Source organism: Thermonema lapsum, assembly GCF_011761635.1.
GTDB lineage: Bacteria > Bacteroidota > Bacteroidia > Cytophagales > Thermonemataceae > Thermonema > Thermonema lapsum.
Genome location: NZ_JAASRN010000001.1, coordinates 102,518 through 121,542, shown reverse-complemented (window position 1 = coordinate 121,542; position 19,025 = coordinate 102,518). Strand labels below are relative to the sequence as shown.

Genomic DNA, 19,025 nt, shown 5'->3' with positions numbered 1-19,025 from the left:
TTTTCATTCAAAGAGCTCTTCGGGCAATTCTGCCAAAACAAAGTGACTGCCTGCCACCACTACGCCCTCACCTTCTTCGCAGTCGCGCAGCGCTGCTTCAAAAGCCTCTTTTACCGAATTGTATGCCTGCGCATGCAAGCCCGCCTCTTTCAAAGAAGCAGTCAGTTGTGCTGCCGACAACGCACGCGGCGAAGCAGCAGCACAGCAGTAATAAGAGACGCCCACCGAAGGCAGGCAGGCAATGAGCGCACGCAAGTCTTTGTCGGCAGCAACGCCCAACACCCAGCGGCAATGCTTTAAGCAAAGGGCTTGTATTTGCTTGCTTACAGCCTCAAAACCTTCTTGATTGTGTGCGACATCTGCAAAAGCAAGCACATTCACCTTGAGGCGCTGCCACCGCCCTTTTAGGCGAAATACTGTTAAACGCGCCCCTTGCTTAAAGGCAGATGTTGCCTCTGTGATGCGCCCTTGCTTTTGCATCCATGTCTTAAAAGCCACCCATGCAGTCAATATATTGGCGGCTTGATAATCTGCTGTGAGCGGGGTGCTTAGCTCTATGCTCTTGCTTCCTTCTTGAATAATAGCACAGCGGTAGCCATCTGGCAAGAGATTCCCCCACGTAACAACTGCCTCATCTTCTGCCCACAGCAATTGCGCCTGCTGCTCTTTTGCTTTCTGCAGATACACAGCGGTGGTTTCAGTTTGGCGACGCCCTATAACTACCTGCATGCCTTGCTTCATGATGCCTGCCTTTTCGGCTGCTATTTGTGGCAAGGTATCGCCCAAAAACTGCTTGTGGTCAAAGGCAATGCGCGTAATTACTCCCAAGTCGGGCATCAAGATGTTGGTAGCATCCAGCCTTCCCCCCATGCCCACCTCTACAACTGCCACTTCCACTTGTCGGCAGGCAAAAAACTCAAAAGCCATGAGGGTTGTCCACTCAAAGAAAGTGGGACGAAAGCGCTCTACCAAATGATGATAGCGATTCACAAAATCGAGCACGAAGGCAGCGGGCAACTCTTCGCCATGGACTTTAATTCTTTCAGTAAAGCGGTGAATGTGAGGCGAGGTGAAAAGTCCTACCTTGTAACCGGCAGCATGCAAAGCATTGGCTAACAGATGCGCTACACTGCCTTTCCCATTGGTGCCTGCGATGTGAATGGCACGAAACCGGCGCTCGGGATGCCCAAGCAGCGCTGCCATCGCTTCCATACGCTCCAAGCCCGGTTTATAGGCAGCCGCCCCTTGTTTTTCGAAAAGCGGCAGTTGCCTGTAGAGCCAAGCCACTGCTGCCTCATAGTGTTCAAAAGGTGGTTGCTGCGTCAAGCTATCCATACAGTTTGTATGTTCACAAATTCACGGATGCCAAAAATAGACAATTCTCTACCATAGCCCGAATGCTTGACACCACCAAAGGGAAGGCGCGGGTCTGACTTCACGATGCCATTTACAAAAGCGCAACCCACCTCCAGCTGTTGCGCCAGCCGCTCTCCTTTCAGTGTGTCGGCAGTCCAAACAGAGCCGCCCAAGCCGTAAGATGAACGGTTGGCAAGTGCAAGTGCTTCTTCTGTAGAAGACGCTTTGATGAGTGCCGCCACCGGTCCAAACAACTCTTCATCGAAAGCAGGCATACCGGGCACAACTCCCGCTAAGACGGTAGGTTCGTAACAAGCCCCAGCGTGTTGTATGGGCTTGCCACCCAACAAACACATAGCTCCTGCCTTTATGCTGCGCGTTACTTGCTCGTGCAGTTCATCGCGCAGGTCGTGTCGTGCCATAGCAGCATAGTCAGTGTGCTCATCTTCGGGATTACCAAAACGCAGTTTGTGCATATGTGCAATAAAAGCCTCCGTGAAGTCATCGTAAACATCTGCATGAATGATGAAGCGCTTGGCGGCAATACAAGACTGCCCGTTGTTAATCATGCGTGCCTGTACCGCCTTGGCTGCTACGGATTCTATGTCCACATCGGGCAATACAATGAAGGGGTCGCTTCCCCCAAGCTCCAGCACTGTTTTTTTCAGGGACTCGCCAGCGATGGCTGCCACCTTACGCCCTGCGGCTTCACTGCCGGTAAGCGTTACTGCCCGCACGCGGTCGTGGCGGATGACTGCTTCCACCGCTTGCGAACCTATGAGGAGGGTTTGAAAGACTCCTGCGGGGCAACCAGCATCCAAAAAGAGTTTTTCTATTGCCAGTGCACACTGTGGCACATTAGACGCATGCTTGAGCAAAGCCGTATTGCCTGCCATCAAAGCAGGGGCTGCAAAGCGAAAGACCTGCCAAAAGGGAAAGTTCCAAGGCATCACTGCCAGCACCACACCCAAAGGGGCAAAACGCACATAGCTGCGCGAAGCATCGGTATGCACCATTTCTTCGGTCAAAAACAAGCCGGCATAAGTGGCATAATATTCACATACCCACGCACATTTTTCCACTTCGGCAAGTGCTTCACGCCGCACTTTGCCCATTTCCTGCGTCATCAGCTGGGCAAGCGACTCTTTGCGCTCACGCAATAAAGCAGCTACCCTTTGCATTAAGGCGGCACGCTCGTCTAAGGGGCGCCGGCGCCACTCGATGAAAGCGGCATGGGCTTGTTGTATTTTTTCTTCTATACGATAGGCTTTTTCCTCTTCGTAACTATTCAGCAATTCCGCTGTATATGGATTGCGCGATTGAATCATGCTACTTTTTTTTGAAGAAAGCTACATGCTTTTTCATGAAAAATCAAACGGGCATCTCTTGTCAAGGCAACTGCATTGGCTTTAAAAACAAAACAACCACCCTGCGAAGGCAACAGGGTGGTTGGGTAAAACCATTGGCAAAGCGCTCTTAAAAGTCCAAGAAGTTCTCTTCTAGGTCTTCACAGTGGAAGTCTTTGTGCGGTCGATGCCCTGCTTTCTGCGTAGCAGCACCGCCATTTTTGGCTTCTATCATTTTTTGAATCAAGCGGGCACGCTCTTTGGCTACATATTGCTGTAGTCGCTTGTCTTCGTCTATGTCATACATCAGGCGACCATCTACGAAAGTCTTCTCGGCTTTGGCATAAATAGAAAGCGGGTGGTCTGACCAAATCACCAGGTCGGCATCTTTTCCTACCTTGATGCTTCCCATGCGCTGGTCAAGGTGCAAGAGCTTGGCGGGGTTCAAAGTAACCATCTTCAAGGCGTCCTCTTCGCTTACGCCTCCATATTTTACGACCTTAGCTGCTTCCTGATTGAGGCGGCGCCCCATCTCGGCGTCATCGGAATTGATGGCTACGGTCAATCCTACTTTGTGCATGATGGCTGCATTGTAAGGGATGGCATCTTTTACTTCGTTTTTGTATGCCCACCAGTCAGAGAAGGTAGAAGCACCCGCAGCGTGCGCTTTCATTTTGTCTGCCACCTTGTAGCCTTCCAAGATGTGAGTAAAGGTATTGACACGGAAGCCAAAACGTTCTGCTACACGCATGAGCATGGTAATTTCCGAAGCTACATAAGAGTGGCAGGTGATGAAGCGTTTTTTGTTGAGAATTTCGAGCAGTGTTTCCAGCTCCAAGTCGGTACGTACCACCTTTTTGCCTTTGCTCTTAGCGGCTTCTTCTTTTTCTTTGGCATACTGCAAGGCGCGGGTGAAGGCATCGACCATCACCTGCTCCACTCCCATACGGGTTTGGGGGAAACGGACACGATACGCGTCGCCCCAGTTACTTTGCTTTACGTTTTCGCCTAAGGCAAACTTGATGAATCCGTCGGCGCCTTCTATGAGCATTTGTGCGGGCGACATCCCCCAACGCAGCTTCACAATTGCCGACTGCCCACCGATGGGGTTGGCTGAGCCGTGCAGCAGTTGTGCGGCGGTTACTCCCCCTGCCAGCTGACGGTAAATATTCACGTCTTCGGAATTGATGGCATCAGCCATGCGCACTTCTGCCGAGATGGCTTGTCCTGCTTCGTTTACACTGAACAGAGCTATATGAGAGTGCTCATCTATGATACCGGGGGTAAGGTGCTTACCCGAAGCATCGATGACCTTGGCGCCCTTGGGGGCTTTCAGGTCTTTGCCTACAGCAGCTATTTTACCGTTTTGTATCAATACGTCCCCTTCTTGGATAATACCCTCTGCTTCGTTGGTCCAGACTACGGCGTCCTTGATGAGCACAGTTTCTTGTGGGGGCAGCTGGGGGCGTCCGTAAGCCACAAAGGGATAAATCACCTCACCGGTAGTTTCTTCTTTCTGCTTTTGTTCTGCTTTCTTATCCGTTTTTTCTTCTTTCTTCTCTACCTCTCCTTGATAACGAGCAGTCCACTCAAACCATTTGCCTTCTGAGTTTTGACCTTTGCCTTCCAGATTTTTGTCTTTCACCCAGCCGGTGAGGCGGTACAGTTTCGATGAATTTTCGCTACCTAAAGTAAAGTGCAGGCTCAGCAAGTCGCCTTGGCGCTGTACATTCACTTTGGTATCTACAGTGTCGCCCTCGGCACGCAAGCTCATTTGCGGGGCATGGGGCTTGCCTTCTACTGTAAGGCTCAGCTTGTTGCCTTCTATTTCTAACTCATATTTGCCGGCAATGGGCTTTAGCTTCATATCCAATAGCACATAACGCTTGCCCTGCACCCAGTTTTCGTAGATGACGGTTTCTTTGTCGAATATGTTCCCTGAAGTAATGAGGAAGTTAGCCCATGCACCGGGTTTCAATACTCCCAGTTCGTTCTCCATCCCCAACAGGCGGGCAGGGCGGTAGGTCAAAGCATTCAGAGCTTCTTCGGGCGAGAGTCCTGCCTCTATGGCTTTTTGCACCTGCGCAATGAGGTCTTCGGCTTTGTCGAGCCCCGCTGCTGTGAAAACAAAAGGGATGCCGGCTTGTGCCAAACGGGCGGCATTCGAAGGTGCCAACTCCCAGTGTTTCATTTGTGCCAAAGTAACCAATTGCGCATCGGCAGGGTCGCTTACATCGTAAGGTTTGGGGAAATTGAGCGGCAAGATAAAAGTAGCGCCGGTACGCTTCAATTCTTCTATGCGCATGTATTCATCGCCGGCTCCTTTGATGATATATTGCACACCGAACTCATCGCCTATTTTGTCGGCGGTCAATGCCTGCAAGCGATGCTCCACTTCAAAGATGGCAGGCAAAGAGCGCTGGCGGATGAAGGCTTCCAAAGTGAGGTTATGTTCTTTGTTGGGGTCTTGGTTTTTGGCATACCAATCGGCGTCGTAATACACTTGGCGTATAAGTGCTACCATTCCCATAAGAGAGGTGGGGTAGTCTTGCCGGCTGCTGCCCCGCTGGAAGGCAAAGTGGGTAGAAGCACGCTCTTTGAGAAGGGTACTGTGCTCTTCGCTCTGCCCTGCCAAGCTCACCAAAGCGCCGCTTCCACGCACTATGCCATCGGGGTAGTGCGTAAGCACGGCGCCAAAGCCGGCTTTTTTCAGGCTTTCGGCTTCTTGTTCTTTGTTTACGAACATAGAAGCTGCTTCTTGCTCGGCACGTACGGCTTCATTCCAATAATAAGCGCCCTGTTTCGAGGACTCCATTTGGGGTCCGCTGCGCCAGGGTTTTTCTTCGACCTTGGGCATGCCGTAGTGTGAATACAGGTCAATAAAAGAGGGATAGACATGCTTGCCGCCCAAGTCAATGACCACAGCTTGGTCTGGGATGCTCACTTTCTTACCAGCAGCCACTATACGCCCCTGACGAATCAGCAAGGTAGCATCTTCTATTTTAGTCCGATAATCGAGCCAGAGTGTGGCATGGGTAAAGGCGTAGAGTCCTTCCCTTGGCTCTGCTACACCATTGCGTGGCTTGGTCTGTTGTGCCCAGCTATGTTGTGTGGCTACTGCCCAAAAGCACACAAGCAGGCAATAAGTAAAAATTTTCTTCATGAGCTTCTACGTTATGTTTAACAATCAAACGTTATAGGAAGGGTAAATATTTTTCTTTGAGTACGTGCACATGATGTATGGCATGTCCCGCTACAATAGCGCAAAGTGCCAACACACTCACTTCTATGCCATTGGCAATGCCCTTGCGTGCGAGGGCAGTTTCATCAAAACTTTCAAACAAAACTATGTTGGCATTGCGTAGGTGGTTGAACTCATCGAGCAGCGAACGCATAGAGCGCCGCGAGAAATGTGCCTGTCTCACATATTCGTTCTCATCGAAGCCGGGCAGGCTTTGTTTTTCGCCACGGGCAAGGCTCATAGCCCTGTAACTCATAACACGCTCGGCGTCCACGATATGCCCCAGCACTTCCTTGATAGACCACTTACCGGGTGCATAAGCATAGCTTGCCTGTGCTTCTGTGAGCGGCTCGAGCAAGCGGTTGATTTCCTCTTGATTACGGTGCAGACTCAATAGCAAGTCGTCGTCCAAGAGTTGTACATAATGATGATATTGCTGCCCCCAGTCGGTAATGCGTATATTCGAAGTACGAAGTGCTGATTGCATAAGTTGTAAAATATTTTTGGAGTTTGGTTCGTTAAAATAACGAAAGTCGCACAATCTGCAAGCATGAAACTTTCAGCATTTGCATTTCGTTAAAAAGAACGAATCTAAAATAGAAGCAGTGCATCAACTGTTTCATTTTTCAGTTGGTTTTTCATAATTTTTTTTGAAAAAAGCCCTCTGCCCTGCGGAGGGCTTTTTTGTTTGACTGCCTTTTGAGAAAAACTTCGGCTTCAACCCAAAATTTCGTACTTTTGTACGATTTGACATCGGCACCACCGCTGCTGCTTCTGTTAAACTTTTGCATAAACATTCATTTCACCCAAAAAGCATAAGCGCACAAGCCATGCCCGATATTATACCATTCATTCACCTGCACTGCCATACTCAGTTCTCGCTGCTCGACGGTGCCACACGCATCGAAGACATGATGCGCAAAGCCAAAGAAGATGGCATGAAAGCCGTGGCACTTACCGACCACGGCAATATGTTCGGGGCGTTCAAATTTGTGGCAGAAGCTCACAAACAAGGCGTGAAGCCCATCGTGGGCTGCGAATTTTATTTGGTTGAAGACCGATTCAAAAAGCAATTTTCCAGAGAGGAGAAAGATGTGCGCTACCATCAATTGTTGTTAGCCAAAAATCCAGAAGGTTACAAAAACCTGTCGAAGCTCTGCTCTTTAGGATTTATTGAAGGTTACTACTCGAAGTATCCACGCATAGACAAAGAACTGATACGTAAATATCACAAAGGGCTCATTGCCACTTCTTGCTGTATCGGTGCCGAAATTCCCCAAACCATCTTACGCCAAGGCGAAGCAGCCGCCGAAGAAAAGCTCAAATGGTGGATTGACGTATTTGGCGACGATTTCTATATAGAACTACAGCGCCACCACTTGGAAAACATCGACGGCACAGGCATTTCACAAGAAGACATCAATCAGACCTTGTTGCGGTGGGCAAAAAAATATAACCTCAAGGTTATCGCTACCAACGACTCGCACTACCTCGACCAAGACGATTGGAACGCCCACGATATTTTGCTTTGCATCAACACTGGCGCCAAGCAAAGCGACCCCAAGGGCGAAGGCAAGGGTATGCGCTTTGCCTTCCCCAACAACGAATTTTATTTTAAAACCCAAGCCGAAATGAACCGGCTGTTTGCCGACGTGCCGCAAGCCCTCGACTTCACCAATGAAATTTACGATAAGGTAGAGACCCTGCAGCTCAAGCGCGACATACTCATGCCGCACTTCCCCATTCCACCCGGTTTTAAAAACCAAGATGAGTATTTGCGGCATCTGACTTTTGAGGGAGCCAAACGCCGCTATGACACCATCACGCCCGAGATAGAAGAGCGCATCAATTACGAGCTGAATGTCATTCAAAACATGGGCTTTTCGGGCTATTTCCTCATTGTACAAGACTTTATTGCTGCCGCCCGAAAATTAGGTGTCTCCGTAGGACCCGGACGGGGGTCAGCAGCCGGCTCGGTGGTTGCCTATTGCACAGGCATCACCAACATAGACCCTATACGCTACAACCTTCTTTTTGAGCGTTTCCTGAATCCGGAACGTGTGTCTATGCCCGATATCGACGTGGACTTCGACGACGAAGGACGCCAGCGGGTCATCGACTATGTAGTGGAAAAGTACGGTAGGAATCAAGTAGCACACATCATTACCTATGGCACCATGGCTGCCAAGATGGCGGTGCGCGACGTAGGACGTGTGTTGGAGTTGCCACTGCAAGAAACCGATGCTTTGGCAAAACTCATCCCCGACAAGCCGGGCACCAAGCTACAACAAGCCATAGAAGAAACGCCCGAACTAAAAGAGATATATCAAAGCAATGACCTCAAAGCCAAGGTGCTGCGCGAAGCTTTGGTACTCGAAGGCTCGGTGCGCTCGCGCGGCGTGCATGCCGCGGGTATCATCATTGCCCCCGGCGACCTAACCGACTACATCCCCGTATGCACAGCCCAAGATACCGACTTGCTGGTTACCCAATTCGATGGCAAGGTGATTGAAGATGCCGGCATGCTGAAAATGGACTTTCTGGGACTCAAAACCCTGACCATCATCAAAGATGCCCTTGCCATGATTAAGAAAAACAAAGGCATAGACATAGACATTGACCACATCCCCTTAGACGATGCCAAGACCTTTGAACTATATCAGCGAGGCGAGACCATCGGCACCTTCCAGTTCGAATCCGAAGGCATGCAAATGTATTTGCGGCAGTTGAAGCCCACCAACATAGAAGACCTCATCGCTATGAACGCCCTCTACCGCCCCGGACCGCTGCAGTTCATTCCTGTTTACATACGCCGCAAACACGGCAAAGAAGCTGTAGAATACCCCCACCCTTTGCTGGAACCCATCTTGCGCGATACCTTCGGCATCATGGTTTACCAAGAACAAATCATGCAAGCAGCGCAGGTCCTCGCTGGCTATACCTTGGGCGGTGCCGACCTGCTGCGGCGCGCCATGGGTAAGAAGAAAAAAGAAGAGATGGACAAGCAGCGCGCCACCTTTGTGAAAGGGTGTAAAGAAAAAAACAACATACCCGAAGACAAAGCCAATGAAATTTTCGATATCATGGCGAAATTTGCCGAGTATGGTTTCAACCGCTCTCACTCGGCAGCATATTCGGTGGTTGCTTATCAAACAGCCTATTTAAAAGCCAACTACCCGGCAGAATACATGGCGGCAGTGCTCACCCACAACATGAGCAATATCGATAAAATAAACTTCTTCCTTGCCGAATGTCGTCGTATGGGACTGGACGTGCTGGGTCCCGATGTCAATCAAAGTGATGTGCATTTTGTGGCTGTCAACGACAAAGAAATTCGTTTCGGCTTGGCAGCCATCAAGGGGGTAGGCGAAGCCGCTGTGCGTTCCATCATCGAAGAGCGTAACCAAAATGGCGCTTTCAGCGACATCTTCGATTTTGTGCGCCGGGTCAACCTCTCACAAGTAAACAAAAAAATCATGGAAGGTTTGGCATTAGCCGGTGCTTTTGACTGTTTCGGCTTAGACCGCAGCCAGTATTTCCACGAAGAAGAGGGGCAGATTTATATAGAAAAGCTGTTGCGCTATGCCAGCGCCTACCAAGCAGAAAAACTTAAGGCACAGCAGTCTATCTTTGGCAATATGCAAGGCGACGTGGCGCTACCGCCCCCCAAAGCACCTCGCTGTGAGCCTTGGGGCGCCGTTCATAAGCTAAAGAAGGAAAAAGAGGTGGTAGGCTTTTATCTGTCGGGGCACCCACTCGACATGTACGAAATGGAAGTCAAGCATTTGTGCAACAAACGTCTGGATGAACTGGCAGATTACCGTCCCACCAATGGGCAACACAGCGAATTGATTCGCATTGCCGGAGTGGTTACCGAAGTTACCCGCCGGCAAGCCAAAAATGGCAACCCCTTTATGATTTTCACCATAGAAGACTTCCACGGAAGCTTGCAAATAGCCCTCTTTGGCAAAGATTACGCCCAATTCATGCCTTATGTGGACAGCGGTCAGTTGCTTTACATAGAAGGTGAAATGCGTCTGCGCTACAATAGCCAAGACCAGTGGGAGTTCCGTCCCAAAAAAATGGAATTTCTCAGCGAACTGCGCAAGCAAGCATGGAAAGGCGTCCGTCTGCTCATTGACTTAGAAAATTTTGACCCAGATACTCTGCCCGAGCTGGAAAAACTGGCACAAGACTACGCTGGCGACAAGTGGATGGAGGTACATCTCTTCGACCCCAAAAAACAAATTAGCGTGGGAACCCTGTCCCAAAAATACAAATTGTCAGTGAGCAAACGCCTGTTAGAATCACTCAACCGCCTGCCGGGCATCAAAGCACAGCCTGTGCATTGAAAATAGTCAGCCAACTGACGGTTCGTCATGGCATTTGTGCTTATATTTGAAACATAAAAACAAAAATTAAACTCTTTTCATGTATTCTGTGTTTTAAAAAACGTTTAGCAACCATATTAAATGTTTTATTGTCATGGGAAAAGCCTTAGAAATTACCGAAGCAAACTTCAACGAAATCATCAACAGCGACAAACCCGTATTGATTGACTTCTGGGCTGCATGGTGTGGTCCTTGTCTGATGCTGGCACCCACCATCGAAGAGCTTGCCGGCGAATATGAGGGGAAAGCTGTCATCGGTAAAGTGGATGTGGACGCCAACCCCAACTTGGCTGTTCAATTTGGTATCCGCAGCATCCCTACCTTGCTTCTGTTTAAGGGAGGCAAAGTAGTAGATAAACAAGTGGGAGTAGTTCCCAAAATCGTGCTGACGCAAAAATTAGATGCCATAGCCGAAAAAGTATAAGCAGCATCCATCCAATGAATGCTATTTGTAAGCCACGAGTAGCCGCTCGTGGCTTTTTTCATCTAACACCGGAAAATGATAATTAAAAATTTTTGGTCCAAAATTTGGCAAGTCCAAGAAAAAGCACTACCTTTGATTTTCTTAATTCATAATTATTATCAATCATGCACAAAGGTATTGTCAAATTCTTCAATGAAACCAAAGGTTATGGTTTCATTCGCGACATCGAAAGCGGTCAAGAGTATTTCGTTCACGTTAGCGGTTTAATCGACGAAATCAAGTCGGACGATGAAGTTACCTTCGACTTACAAGAAGGTCGTAAGGGAATGAATGCTGTGAATGTTCAACTGGTGTAACACATAAAGAACACGGCACCCAAAGCCCGGCATCTGCCGGGCTTTTTTATTGTTTGTGCCTACTGCTCAACAACAAATTCCACATCAAAAGCACACCGCTACTTGCTGTCATCTCGAACGGAGCGTGAGCGCAATAAGAAATCTGCCCCCCCTCCCTCCATCAAAGCAAACGCCAAGAAGCAAAAGAGAGATTTCTCGCTTTTCTTCGAAACAACCAAAAGAGTAGAGTCGAGATGACGAAGAAGAATCCTTCAAAAAAGACAAAGCCCCATCGGCTTTTCAGCTTATCCCCACTTTCATTTCTTTTCCTCTTCTTTCCCCACCCAACAACAAAGGCACCTCTCGCGCAAACCGACGACAAGAGGTGCCCGACGCATGCAAGCAAAGTAGTTCCTAATGAGCGTAAAAGGTAATGGAAAGTTAGGCAGTTTTTTTCAGTTCTTTGTCATAGACATAGAGCATGACGTCCTCCACTGTTCTGAAGTGCTCCGAATCAGTTTCGGGAATAGATATGTTATACACCTGCTCCAGCTCCATGATAATTTCAATATAATCTAAGGAGTCAATCCCCAAATCTTTCACCAAATGGGCTTCGGGAACTACCAATGAGGGCTGGATACCCAATTTTTCAGACAGGATGTCTCGCAATTTTTGTAAAATTTCGTCCATGATTCCTCTTGATTTTCTGTTATTGTTTTTATTTTAGCAAAAATCAAGCCCAATCTTGTATTTTCCTAATACTAATTTCGCATAAATTTTACATTAACGTTTTAACGTTTTCAATCATGAATAGCAAAAGTATTTTGATTGGCGAGGACAGTTCTGTGATACAAAACCTTGTAAAGCGAGTATTTGAGCTGAAGAACTATCGCATGCTCAGCGCCAAAAACGGGCAACAAGTATTGGATATATTACAAAAAGAAGAGGTGGACTTAATCTTATTGGATTTGAATATGCCTATCTTAGACGGCATAGATTGCCTGAAAAAAATCCGGCAATTACCCACGCCCAAAGGTCAAGTGCCAGTCATCGCCATCACCGGCAATGCCCCCAACTATTCCGAAGAAGAATTTAAGGCACTGGGCTTTCAGGATGTTGTGCTCAAGCCCATCAACTTCGACACGCTCTTTCAGAAAGTAGAATCATTGCTCAACCAGAAATAAAAGCATGAGTATTCGTTATACCAAATCTTTTCTTCAAGGGTTAGAAGAATTAGTCGGCGAAGCTGGCTATATATTGCGCTATGAAAAAGGCAATTTCCAAGCGGGCTACTGCATTTTGAAATCCCGTCGCATCATTGTCGTCAATAAGTTTTTTACCTTAGAGGGCAAAATTAACTGCCTTATTGACATCATACGAGACCTGAACATAGACGAAGAGCAGCTAAGCAATGCGAGCCGAAAGCTGCTCATACAGATACGGCAGCTCAGCCTTTCATAAAAGCTTGTGCTATTAGCTTTTGATTGTTGCCCGATTGCTTTTCTAAGGTAAGCATCCACCGGCTGACCTGCTGTTTTACTTTCGTGTGGCAAACAGTATGCAGCTTCAGCTCAGTTACTTCGTGTACCTTACCTCCGCTATCTACTGCCCACAGACGGTAGCAATAGCCTTCGGGTGGTGCTCCAAGCCATGCACTGAACACAACAACTTCACCCGTTTGGGGATTCCATACTACCACTGCCTTCTGCTGGGTGTCGCCGGTTTTTTGATATAAAGGCACAAAGTGGGCGTGGGTATGCAAGAATGCGCTGTATTCGTCCTGCATTTGCACTTGCTGTGCCAAAAAACGCTGCTCTATAGTGTGCATTTGCGCAAGCAGCGATTCCTTTTCTTTGCGCTCCTGAAAATAATAAAAAAGCAAAAACGCGTTAAATATCACACTAATCAAGCTGGCAGCCACCCAAAAGCGACTCCCAACGAGGAAACTACTGCTTTCTATTGTCTGTTTTTGGGTAGCATCTAAAGGCAACAACTTTTCCTCTGCTTCAAAGTATTCGTAAAGTTGCTTGTCAGCATAATTGTCAAGGGCATTTTTCATTTCAAAATAAACAAACTGCAGCTCAGGGTATCTATTCAACATATCTTCTACTTCCCTGCTCTGCTGCTCGTCGAGCAGGTTCAAAACATAAAGCTCCAGCTTTCCGGATTCCAAAAACTGTTTAAGTTCATCTTTCATTGCTGCGTACATTTTCAATTTTGCAAAGAAACCAAATGAAGCGTCCGATTGTTTGGTCTGTTTGCTTAATGAGCACCAAAATAAGGTAAATATAACATCACCTCTGGGTAATGAAAAAAACATCAAATTTGTTTTAGATTTGCAAGACCCTTATCTTAAGGTAAAATTACTGTAATAAATGGCTCAAAATTTCAAAAACAATCATAACGACTCTTCTTCATGGGTGCAGCGTTTCGAAGAAATGTTGCTCAACCAAGAGCAATTCTTCTTTGAGGTAGAAGCCTATGAAGCCATCATTGACCACTACTCTGCCATAGGCAAATGGGACGAGGCGCTGCATGCCTGCGAAATAGGTATCCAGCAGCACCCTTTCTCTTCTGATTTGCTGCTCGACAAAGCAGACTTGTTAGCTCGTTTGGGACACTATGACGATGCCCTTGCACTGATTGAGCAAGTGTTGATGCTGCATCCTTCCGAAACAGATGCTTTGTTACTCAAAAGCAACATCCTTTCCATTCTTGGTCGTTTTGAAGAAGCCATAGATACCCTACGCACTGCCTTGCATTGGACACAAGACGATACAGACATATGGTTTCAAATGGCTTGGGCTTATCAACACTGGGGAAAGCCCCAAAAGGCTATTGCCTTATATGAAAAGGTATTCCGGAAAAATCCGGCACACGACCTCGTGCATTATGAATATCTTCATTGCTTAGACCAACGGAATCAAATAGAGCGAGGTATTGCCTTTTACAAAGAAGAGATAGAACGCAATCCCTACAATGCGTATGCATGGTTTTACTTAGGCGACACCTATGCCCACATAGAGCGCTTCGAAGATGCCCTGCATGCCTTGGAATATGCTACCCTCATTGACGACAACCTCGGAGAAGCTCTCTTCAAGATGGGTAGTACCTATATGAACCTGAAGCAGTACGCCCAAGCCCGAGAGTGCTTTGAGCGTCTCATTGAAAAAGAAGAAGAACCAGCCGCCGAATTGTATTGCTACTTGGGCGCCTGCTATGAAAAAGAGCACAAGCTGTCGCAAGCCCTTCATTACTACAGGGAAGCCCTGCGCATAGACGATGCCTGCGACGAAGCATGGTATGGCATTGCTTGCTGCCTCGAAGCTTCTGAAAGATGGTTTGAAGCCATCCATCATTATGAAAAAGCCTGCAAGCTAGACCCCTTCAACGGCAACTACTACCTACGCTTGGCAAATCTCGAGTTCAAAGTAGGGCACGTCGTTTCAGCGCTTGAGCACTATCAATACGCTGCCGAGCTTATGCCCTTCGAAGCCGAATGCTGGCTGCAATGGTCCTATGTATATTACGACCAAGGCGACTACGAAAAAGCTATTGACATCTTGCAGGAAGGTATCGATGCCAACCCCGAAGAAGCTATGTTGCTTTACCGTATGGTAGCCTATTTGCTGCGTGATGCACGCTTTCAAGAGGCTATCCATTATTTGGAACGCGCCCTCTTGCTTGACTTCGACAAGCACGAAGTGCTCTACAGCTTCTTCGAAGACCTACAAACGCAAAAGGTGATATTCCGGATGGTGGAAATGTACCGTCCTCAGGCATAAAATATCAGGTGCTCCATATATCCCATGCTGCTTCGGCTTGGAGGTACAGCATCTCCAAGCCGTTTTGTATTTTGGCACCGCGCACGATTCCTTCTTCCAAGAAGCGACTCAAAGGAGGGTTGTAAACCAAGTCGTAGAGGTAAAAAGAAGTGTCGAGCAGATGATACGGCAGTGGCGGTGTGCTGTCTGTATGGGGGCTCATTCCCAAAGGCGTGGTATTGATAATCAAACGGGCATTGCCCCAGCCTTTTTGTGATAGGTCTGTATAAGTCAAGCCGGTTTTGGCAGCCTCGCGCGATACCCTCCAGAAAGGTATTTGCAGCTGCTGTAAAACGTAGCTTACCGCCTTTGAAGCCCCTCCTGTACCCAATACCAAAGCTTCAAATCCCTGTTTATGGAAGTAGTTCAGGGGCAGCCACCGCAACAACGCCTGCTCAAAGCCTCGCACGTCGGTATTGTAGCCTATCAGGCGACCGTCTGGCATCTTCTTAATGGTATTGACCGCTCCCACCTCCCGAGCGGTTTCGTCCAAAGCATCCAGATAGGGAATTACAGCCTGTTTGTGGGGAATGGTTACATTCAAGCCTTTCAAATCAGGGTGTTTTTGCCAGAGGTCAGGAAAAAAACGGATGTCGGGCAGCTCAAAAAGGTCATATCGGTGGTCTTTCAGCCCCAAACGCTCAAACTTCTCGGAAAAATAACGTTTGGAAAACGAATGCGACAAAGGATAGCCTATCAAACCAAAAAGCGGCATATCAACGTTTTTTGAATACAAAGCCAAAATAATGTAGTTTCAAAAGTACAAAAAATAAATACAGACCCTCTATAAACGATGAACAGCCCTACCCCAACCCTTAGCATGCGGCACATACGCCGTCAAAGCTGGCAATCAGTGGTTGCCCCTGTAGCCCTGCAGTTTTACAAGTTGTGGCGCCACAACCGCCCTACTTCCTTAGAAAAAGAGCGTAAAACCTTTGCTTCACTCTGTGCCCGCATTCCTTTGATAGAAGGCATAGAATATCTGCGCACCGCTGCCAACGGTGTTCCCTGTGAATGGCAACAGCCGGCAGGCAAGCAAGCGCCACCTCTGATATTGTATGTACATGGTGGCGGTTTTGTGATGGGTAGTGTGGCAACTTACCGCCCCCTCACCGGGCGTATAGTACAAGCCACCGAGCTGCCTCTGCTCGCTGTAGATTACTCTTTAGCTCCCGAACATCCTTTTCCCACCCCACCTGACCAAGTACTGCAGGTCTATGGCTGGTTGATAGCACATTATGCACCCAAGCAAATCATTGTCATGGGCGACTCTGCAGGTGCCAACTTGGCGTTGGCAGCCCTGCTGCAAGCAAAAAAAGAAGGTAAGCCAATGCCCGCCGCTCTGGTATTGATTTCGCCTTGGGTGGACTTAACCTCATCGATGCCAAGCATTCGCAAGAAAGCATGGCTTGATGGCATTCTCAACCCCAGCCGCTTGGCTATAGCTGCCAAGCTGTATGCTGCCGAACACGACCTGAAAAACCCTTTCCTTTCACCTCTTTTTTCTGAAGAATACGAAGGCTTTCCACCTACGCTGATTCAAGTAGGCACCTACGATATCCTCTTCGATGAGGGCAAAGCGCTTGCTGAAAAGATGGCGGCACAAGGTGTGAAAGTAGAACTGGAAGTATGGCATGGCATGCCGCATGTGTGGCACCTGTTTGCCCACCGCATGCCCGAAGGTAAAAAAGCCTATCGACATATTGCAGACTTCATTCGCCGCCGCTTGTCATTTTTCTGACGTCTTCACCCTTCGATAACATTTAATTTTGATTTTATTCACAACGAATCACCTATCTTCACAACAAAAAAGAAAAGCAAGCATGATACGGAGACTTTATTTTTTAATGAACCTTTGCCTTTGGCTTAGCGCTATGGGCGTTCATGCGCAAATAGAAAAGCATGCACACTGGAGCCATAGCCTTCGTGCCCCCAAAGCACCCCAAGTGGGCGATACCATAGAGGTGGTGTTTAAAGCAAAAATAGACCCGGATTGGTATTTATATGCCTCAGATTTTGACCCGGAAGTAGGTCCTATGGTTACCGAGATAGAGCTGACACAGCTGCGGGGCGCCAAAGCCATAGGGCAACTCCTCTCGGTCAATTCCATCAAAAAATACGATGAGGTGTTTGAAGGGCAGGTAGCCATTTTCAAGAAAGAAGGCACTTTTATCCAAAAGTTTATCATCACGGACACGCGTGTAAGCATAAAAGGAAGCATCCATTTTCAAGTATGTTCCGATATAACAGGCATGTGCGTGCCGGGAAGTTATGATTTTTCGGTAAGTGTAGAAGCCCAAGCAAAGGGAAGCGGGCATAAAGAAGAAAGCACGGTAAATACTCCGACAGATAACCGCCCGCAAGCCATCGATAGTGTGGTAAGCAGCGATGCCCAGGTGATGAAAAACATTCAAGACGGAACAGAAAGTACACAAGCGCGCTTTCCTGCCACCCCTACCTACCCCGAGAAGAAACAAAGCCTTTGGCTTTTTGCACTTACTGCTTTTCTGGCAGGCTTGGCAGCTATCTTCACTCCCTGTGTGTTCCCCATGATTCCTATGACCGTTTCTTACTTCATGAAAGGCAACATAGCCCAAAGAGAAGGGGAAGACCAAGAAAGCTACCGCCAACGGCTGCAGAAAGCCCGCCGCCAAGGCGTCAGCCGAGCGCTCTTCTATGGCTTTTCCATCATTGGTATTTATGTGTTGGTGGGCACACTGGCAGCGGTATTCCTGGGGGCTGAATTTGCCAATGAGATAAGTACCCATTGGCTGTCCAATCTCATCTTTTTTGCTGTCTTTATCATCTTTGCACTTTCTTTCTTGGGCATGTTCGACATCACCTTGCCCACTTCTTTTCTGACCAAAGTAGATAAACAAGCAGACAAAGGGGGCTTGGTGGGTATCTTCTTCATGGCGCTCACCTTGGTGCTGGTATCTTTCTCTTGTACGGTGCCCATTGCTGGCAGCTTGTTGATAGCTTCGGCGGGGGGCGAAGTGCTCAAGCCCATTGTGGGTATGCTGGCTTTCTCTCTGGCGTTTGCCATCCCGTTTACCTTTTTTGCCGCTTTTCCCACAGCGCTGAATAAGCTGCCGCGCTCTGGTGGGTGGCTCAACTCTGTAAAAGTAGTATTGGGTTTCATAGAACTGGCGTTTGCATTCAAGTTTTTGAGCGTGGCAGACCAAGTCTATCACTGGCGCCTATTAGACCGTGAAGTATATCTGGCTATATGGATAGCCATAGGCATCGCGCTGACCCTCTACCTGTTGGGCAAGATACAATTGCCCCACGACAGCCCCGTAGAACGCTTGTCGGTACCCCGTTTATTGCTTGCATTGCTTAGTCTCAGCTTTGTGATTTACTTGATTCCCGGCATGTTTGGTGCTCCCCTCGAGGCGCTATCGGGCTATTTGCCGCCTATGTCCACTTTCAATAAGATAGAGGTAAAAGGCAGCGATGCCGGTAATCAAGCCGCTACAAATACAGAATTTCCTGCCAAAGTCAAATACGGGGATTTGTTTGAACTACCTCACAACCTGCGTGGCTTCTTTGATTATGAAGAAGCTGTGGCTTATGCACGCAAGGTAAACAAACCTCTTTTCATTGACTTTACTGGGCACGGCTGTGTGAACTGTCGCGAGATGGAAGCCAAAGTATGGAGCGACCCACGTGTGTTGAAACTCCTACGCGACCAATACGTAGTGGTTGCCCTCTATGTAGATGACAAGACGCCATTACCTCAAAGCGAGCAATATGTATCGCCCTATGATGGCAAAGTAAAGAATACCATCGGGCGTAAGTTCTTCGACTTCCAAATCACGGAATTCGGTGCCAATGCCCAACCCTACTATTCGCTGCTGGATACCGACCCGAACAAAAACCCCAGAGAGAATTTGCTGCTGCCGCCCAAAGGCTATGACCTCAATGCAGATGCGTTTGTAGAATTCTTGGAAAAAGGATTGGAAGAATACCGCAAGCGGCATCAAGAGTAAAAAAGCAGAAAGCCCCGCAAGTAACGGGGCTTTTTCATTGCCGGGCTCAGGCATCAAATCGAACAAAAGGTAGCGTACTTTAAAGCTCTCTTCTGCATCTACCGTGAAAGGGAGGT

Annotated in this window: 15 protein-coding genes; 8 read left to right on the top strand and 7 right to left on the bottom strand. The window is 48.1% G+C overall.

The features are described 5' to 3' along the window. Nucleotides 1-3: 3 nt before the first annotated feature. The 4 genes from FHS56_RS00490 to FHS56_RS00475 form a co-directional block, all read right to left on the bottom strand. Complete coding sequence (locus FHS56_RS00490) at nt 4-1,335, bottom strand: bifunctional folylpolyglutamate synthase/dihydrofolate synthase (protein ID WP_166917932.1); 1,332 nt, start codon at nt 1,333-1,335, stop codon at nt 4-6. Next, complete coding sequence (locus tag FHS56_RS00485; RefSeq protein ID WP_166917931.1) at nt 1,323-2,684, bottom strand: NAD-dependent succinate-semialdehyde dehydrogenase; 1,362 nt, start codon at nt 2,682-2,684, stop codon at nt 1,323-1,325. Before FHS56_RS00485 ends, FHS56_RS00490 begins: the two co-directional genes overlap by 13 nt. 148 nt (nt 2,685-2,832) lie before the next feature. After that, on the bottom strand, nt 2,833-5,865 hold the full coding sequence (locus tag FHS56_RS00480; RefSeq protein ID WP_166917930.1) for an amidohydrolase family protein: 3,033 nt from the start codon (nt 5,863-5,865) through the stop codon (nt 2,833-2,835). A gap of 31 nt (nt 5,866-5,896) precedes the next feature. Beyond that, nucleotides 5,897-6,430, bottom strand: coding sequence for a DinB family protein (locus tag FHS56_RS00475; protein WP_166917929.1), 534 nt, complete (start codon nt 6,428-6,430; stop codon nt 5,897-5,899). Nucleotides 6,431-6,773: 343 nt separating this feature from the next. Between FHS56_RS00475 and dnaE the strand changes: the two genes are divergently transcribed. From dnaE to FHS56_RS00460, 3 genes are all read left to right on the top strand, one after another. Then, nucleotides 6,774-10,295 carry a DNA polymerase III subunit alpha gene (gene dnaE / locus FHS56_RS00470; RefSeq protein WP_166917928.1) on the top strand — a complete coding sequence of 1,174 codons (3,522 nt, stop codon included), beginning with the start codon at nt 6,774-6,776 and terminating at the stop codon, nt 10,293-10,295. A 133-nt stretch (nt 10,296-10,428) separates the two neighbouring features. Then, nucleotides 10,429-10,758 carry a thioredoxin gene (trxA, locus tag FHS56_RS00465; RefSeq protein WP_166917927.1) on the top strand — a complete coding sequence of 110 codons (330 nt, stop codon included), beginning with the start codon at nt 10,429-10,431 and terminating at the stop codon, nt 10,756-10,758. 164 nt (nt 10,759-10,922) lie between these two features. Further along, complete coding sequence (locus FHS56_RS00460; protein ID WP_166917926.1) at nt 10,923-11,114, top strand: cold-shock protein; 192 nt, start codon at nt 10,923-10,925, stop codon at nt 11,112-11,114. Nucleotides 11,115-11,534: 420 nt separating this feature from the next. On the opposite strand, the gene acpP is transcribed toward FHS56_RS00460, so the two are convergent. Beyond that, on the bottom strand, nt 11,535-11,783 hold the full coding sequence (acpP, locus tag FHS56_RS00455; protein ID WP_166917925.1) for an acyl carrier protein: 249 nt from the start codon (nt 11,781-11,783) through the stop codon (nt 11,535-11,537). A 116-nt stretch (nt 11,784-11,899) separates the two neighbouring features. Between acpP and FHS56_RS00450 the strand changes: the two genes are divergently transcribed. Together FHS56_RS00450 and FHS56_RS00445 are read left to right on the top strand one after the other, a co-directional pair. After that, nucleotides 11,900-12,277 (top strand): response regulator, encoded by a 378-nt coding sequence (locus FHS56_RS00450; RefSeq protein WP_208409600.1) that lies wholly within the window; start codon nt 11,900-11,902, stop codon nt 12,275-12,277. 4 nt (nt 12,278-12,281) lie between these two features. After that, nucleotides 12,282-12,554, top strand: a complete 273-nt coding sequence (locus FHS56_RS00445; protein ID WP_166917924.1) for a hypothetical protein — start codon at nt 12,282-12,284, stop codon at nt 12,552-12,554. Here the strand turns inward: FHS56_RS00445 and FHS56_RS00440 are convergent. Beyond that, on the bottom strand, nt 12,541-13,290 hold the full coding sequence (locus FHS56_RS00440; protein ID WP_166917923.1) for an anti-sigma factor: 750 nt from the start codon (nt 13,288-13,290) through the stop codon (nt 12,541-12,543). The genes FHS56_RS00445 and FHS56_RS00440 overlap by 14 nt on opposite strands. A 178-nt stretch (nt 13,291-13,468) precedes the next feature. Between FHS56_RS00440 and FHS56_RS00435 the strand changes: the two genes are divergently transcribed. Beyond that, nucleotides 13,469-14,878, top strand: a complete 1,410-nt coding sequence (locus FHS56_RS00435) for a tetratricopeptide repeat protein (protein ID WP_166917922.1) — start codon at nt 13,469-13,471, stop codon at nt 14,876-14,878. A gap of 4 nt (nt 14,879-14,882) precedes the next feature. Here FHS56_RS00435 and FHS56_RS00430 read toward each other — a convergent pair whose 3' ends face one another. Then, nucleotides 14,883-15,632, bottom strand: a complete 750-nt coding sequence (locus FHS56_RS00430) for a shikimate dehydrogenase family protein (protein ID WP_166917921.1) — start codon at nt 15,630-15,632, stop codon at nt 14,883-14,885. 78 nt (nt 15,633-15,710) lie between these two features. Between FHS56_RS00430 and FHS56_RS00425 the strand changes: the two genes are divergently transcribed. Continuing rightward, nucleotides 15,711-16,658 (top strand): alpha/beta hydrolase, encoded by a 948-nt coding sequence (locus FHS56_RS00425; protein WP_166917920.1) that lies wholly within the window; start codon nt 15,711-15,713, stop codon nt 16,656-16,658. 82 nt (nt 16,659-16,740) lie between these two features. Further along, nucleotides 16,741-18,909, top strand: a complete 2,169-nt coding sequence (locus tag FHS56_RS00420) for a protein-disulfide reductase DsbD family protein (protein WP_166917919.1) — start codon at nt 16,741-16,743, stop codon at nt 18,907-18,909. Nucleotides 18,910-19,025: the final 116 nt, after the last annotated feature.

Coding starts and splice junctions, on each gene's coding strand:
- FHS56_RS00460 (WP_166917926.1), top strand. CDS start 10,923: ATGCACAAAGGTATTGTCAAATTCTTCAATGAAACCAAAGGTTATGGT.
- FHS56_RS00440 (WP_166917923.1), bottom strand. CDS start 13,290: ATGAAAGATGAACTTAAACAGTTTTTGGAATCCGGAAAGCTGGAGCTT.
- acpP (WP_166917925.1), bottom strand. CDS start 11,783: ATGGACGAAATTTTACAAAAATTGCGAGACATCCTGTCTGAAAAATTG.
- FHS56_RS00485 (WP_166917931.1), bottom strand. CDS start 2,684: ATGATTCAATCGCGCAATCCATATACAGCGGAATTGCTGAATAGTTAC.
- dnaE (WP_166917928.1), top strand. CDS start 6,774: ATGCCCGATATTATACCATTCATTCACCTGCACTGCCATACTCAGTTC.
- FHS56_RS00480 (WP_166917930.1), bottom strand. CDS start 5,865: ATGAAGAAAATTTTTACTTATTGCCTGCTTGTGTGCTTTTGGGCAGTA.
- FHS56_RS00420 (WP_166917919.1), top strand. CDS start 16,741: ATGATACGGAGACTTTATTTTTTAATGAACCTTTGCCTTTGGCTTAGC.
- FHS56_RS00475 (WP_166917929.1), bottom strand. CDS start 6,430: ATGCAATCAGCACTTCGTACTTCGAATATACGCATTACCGACTGGGGG.
- FHS56_RS00430 (WP_166917921.1), bottom strand. CDS start 15,632: ATGCCGCTTTTTGGTTTGATAGGCTATCCTTTGTCGCATTCGTTTTCC.
- FHS56_RS00445 (WP_166917924.1), top strand. CDS start 12,282: ATGAGTATTCGTTATACCAAATCTTTTCTTCAAGGGTTAGAAGAATTA.
- FHS56_RS00425 (WP_166917920.1), top strand. CDS start 15,711: ATGAACAGCCCTACCCCAACCCTTAGCATGCGGCACATACGCCGTCAA.
- FHS56_RS00435 (WP_166917922.1), top strand. CDS start 13,469: ATGGCTCAAAATTTCAAAAACAATCATAACGACTCTTCTTCATGGGTG.
- FHS56_RS00490 (WP_166917932.1), bottom strand. CDS start 1,335: ATGGATAGCTTGACGCAGCAACCACCTTTTGAACACTATGAGGCAGCA.
- trxA (WP_166917927.1), top strand. CDS start 10,429: ATGGGAAAAGCCTTAGAAATTACCGAAGCAAACTTCAACGAAATCATC.
- FHS56_RS00450 (WP_208409600.1), top strand. CDS start 11,900: ATGAATAGCAAAAGTATTTTGATTGGCGAGGACAGTTCTGTGATACAA.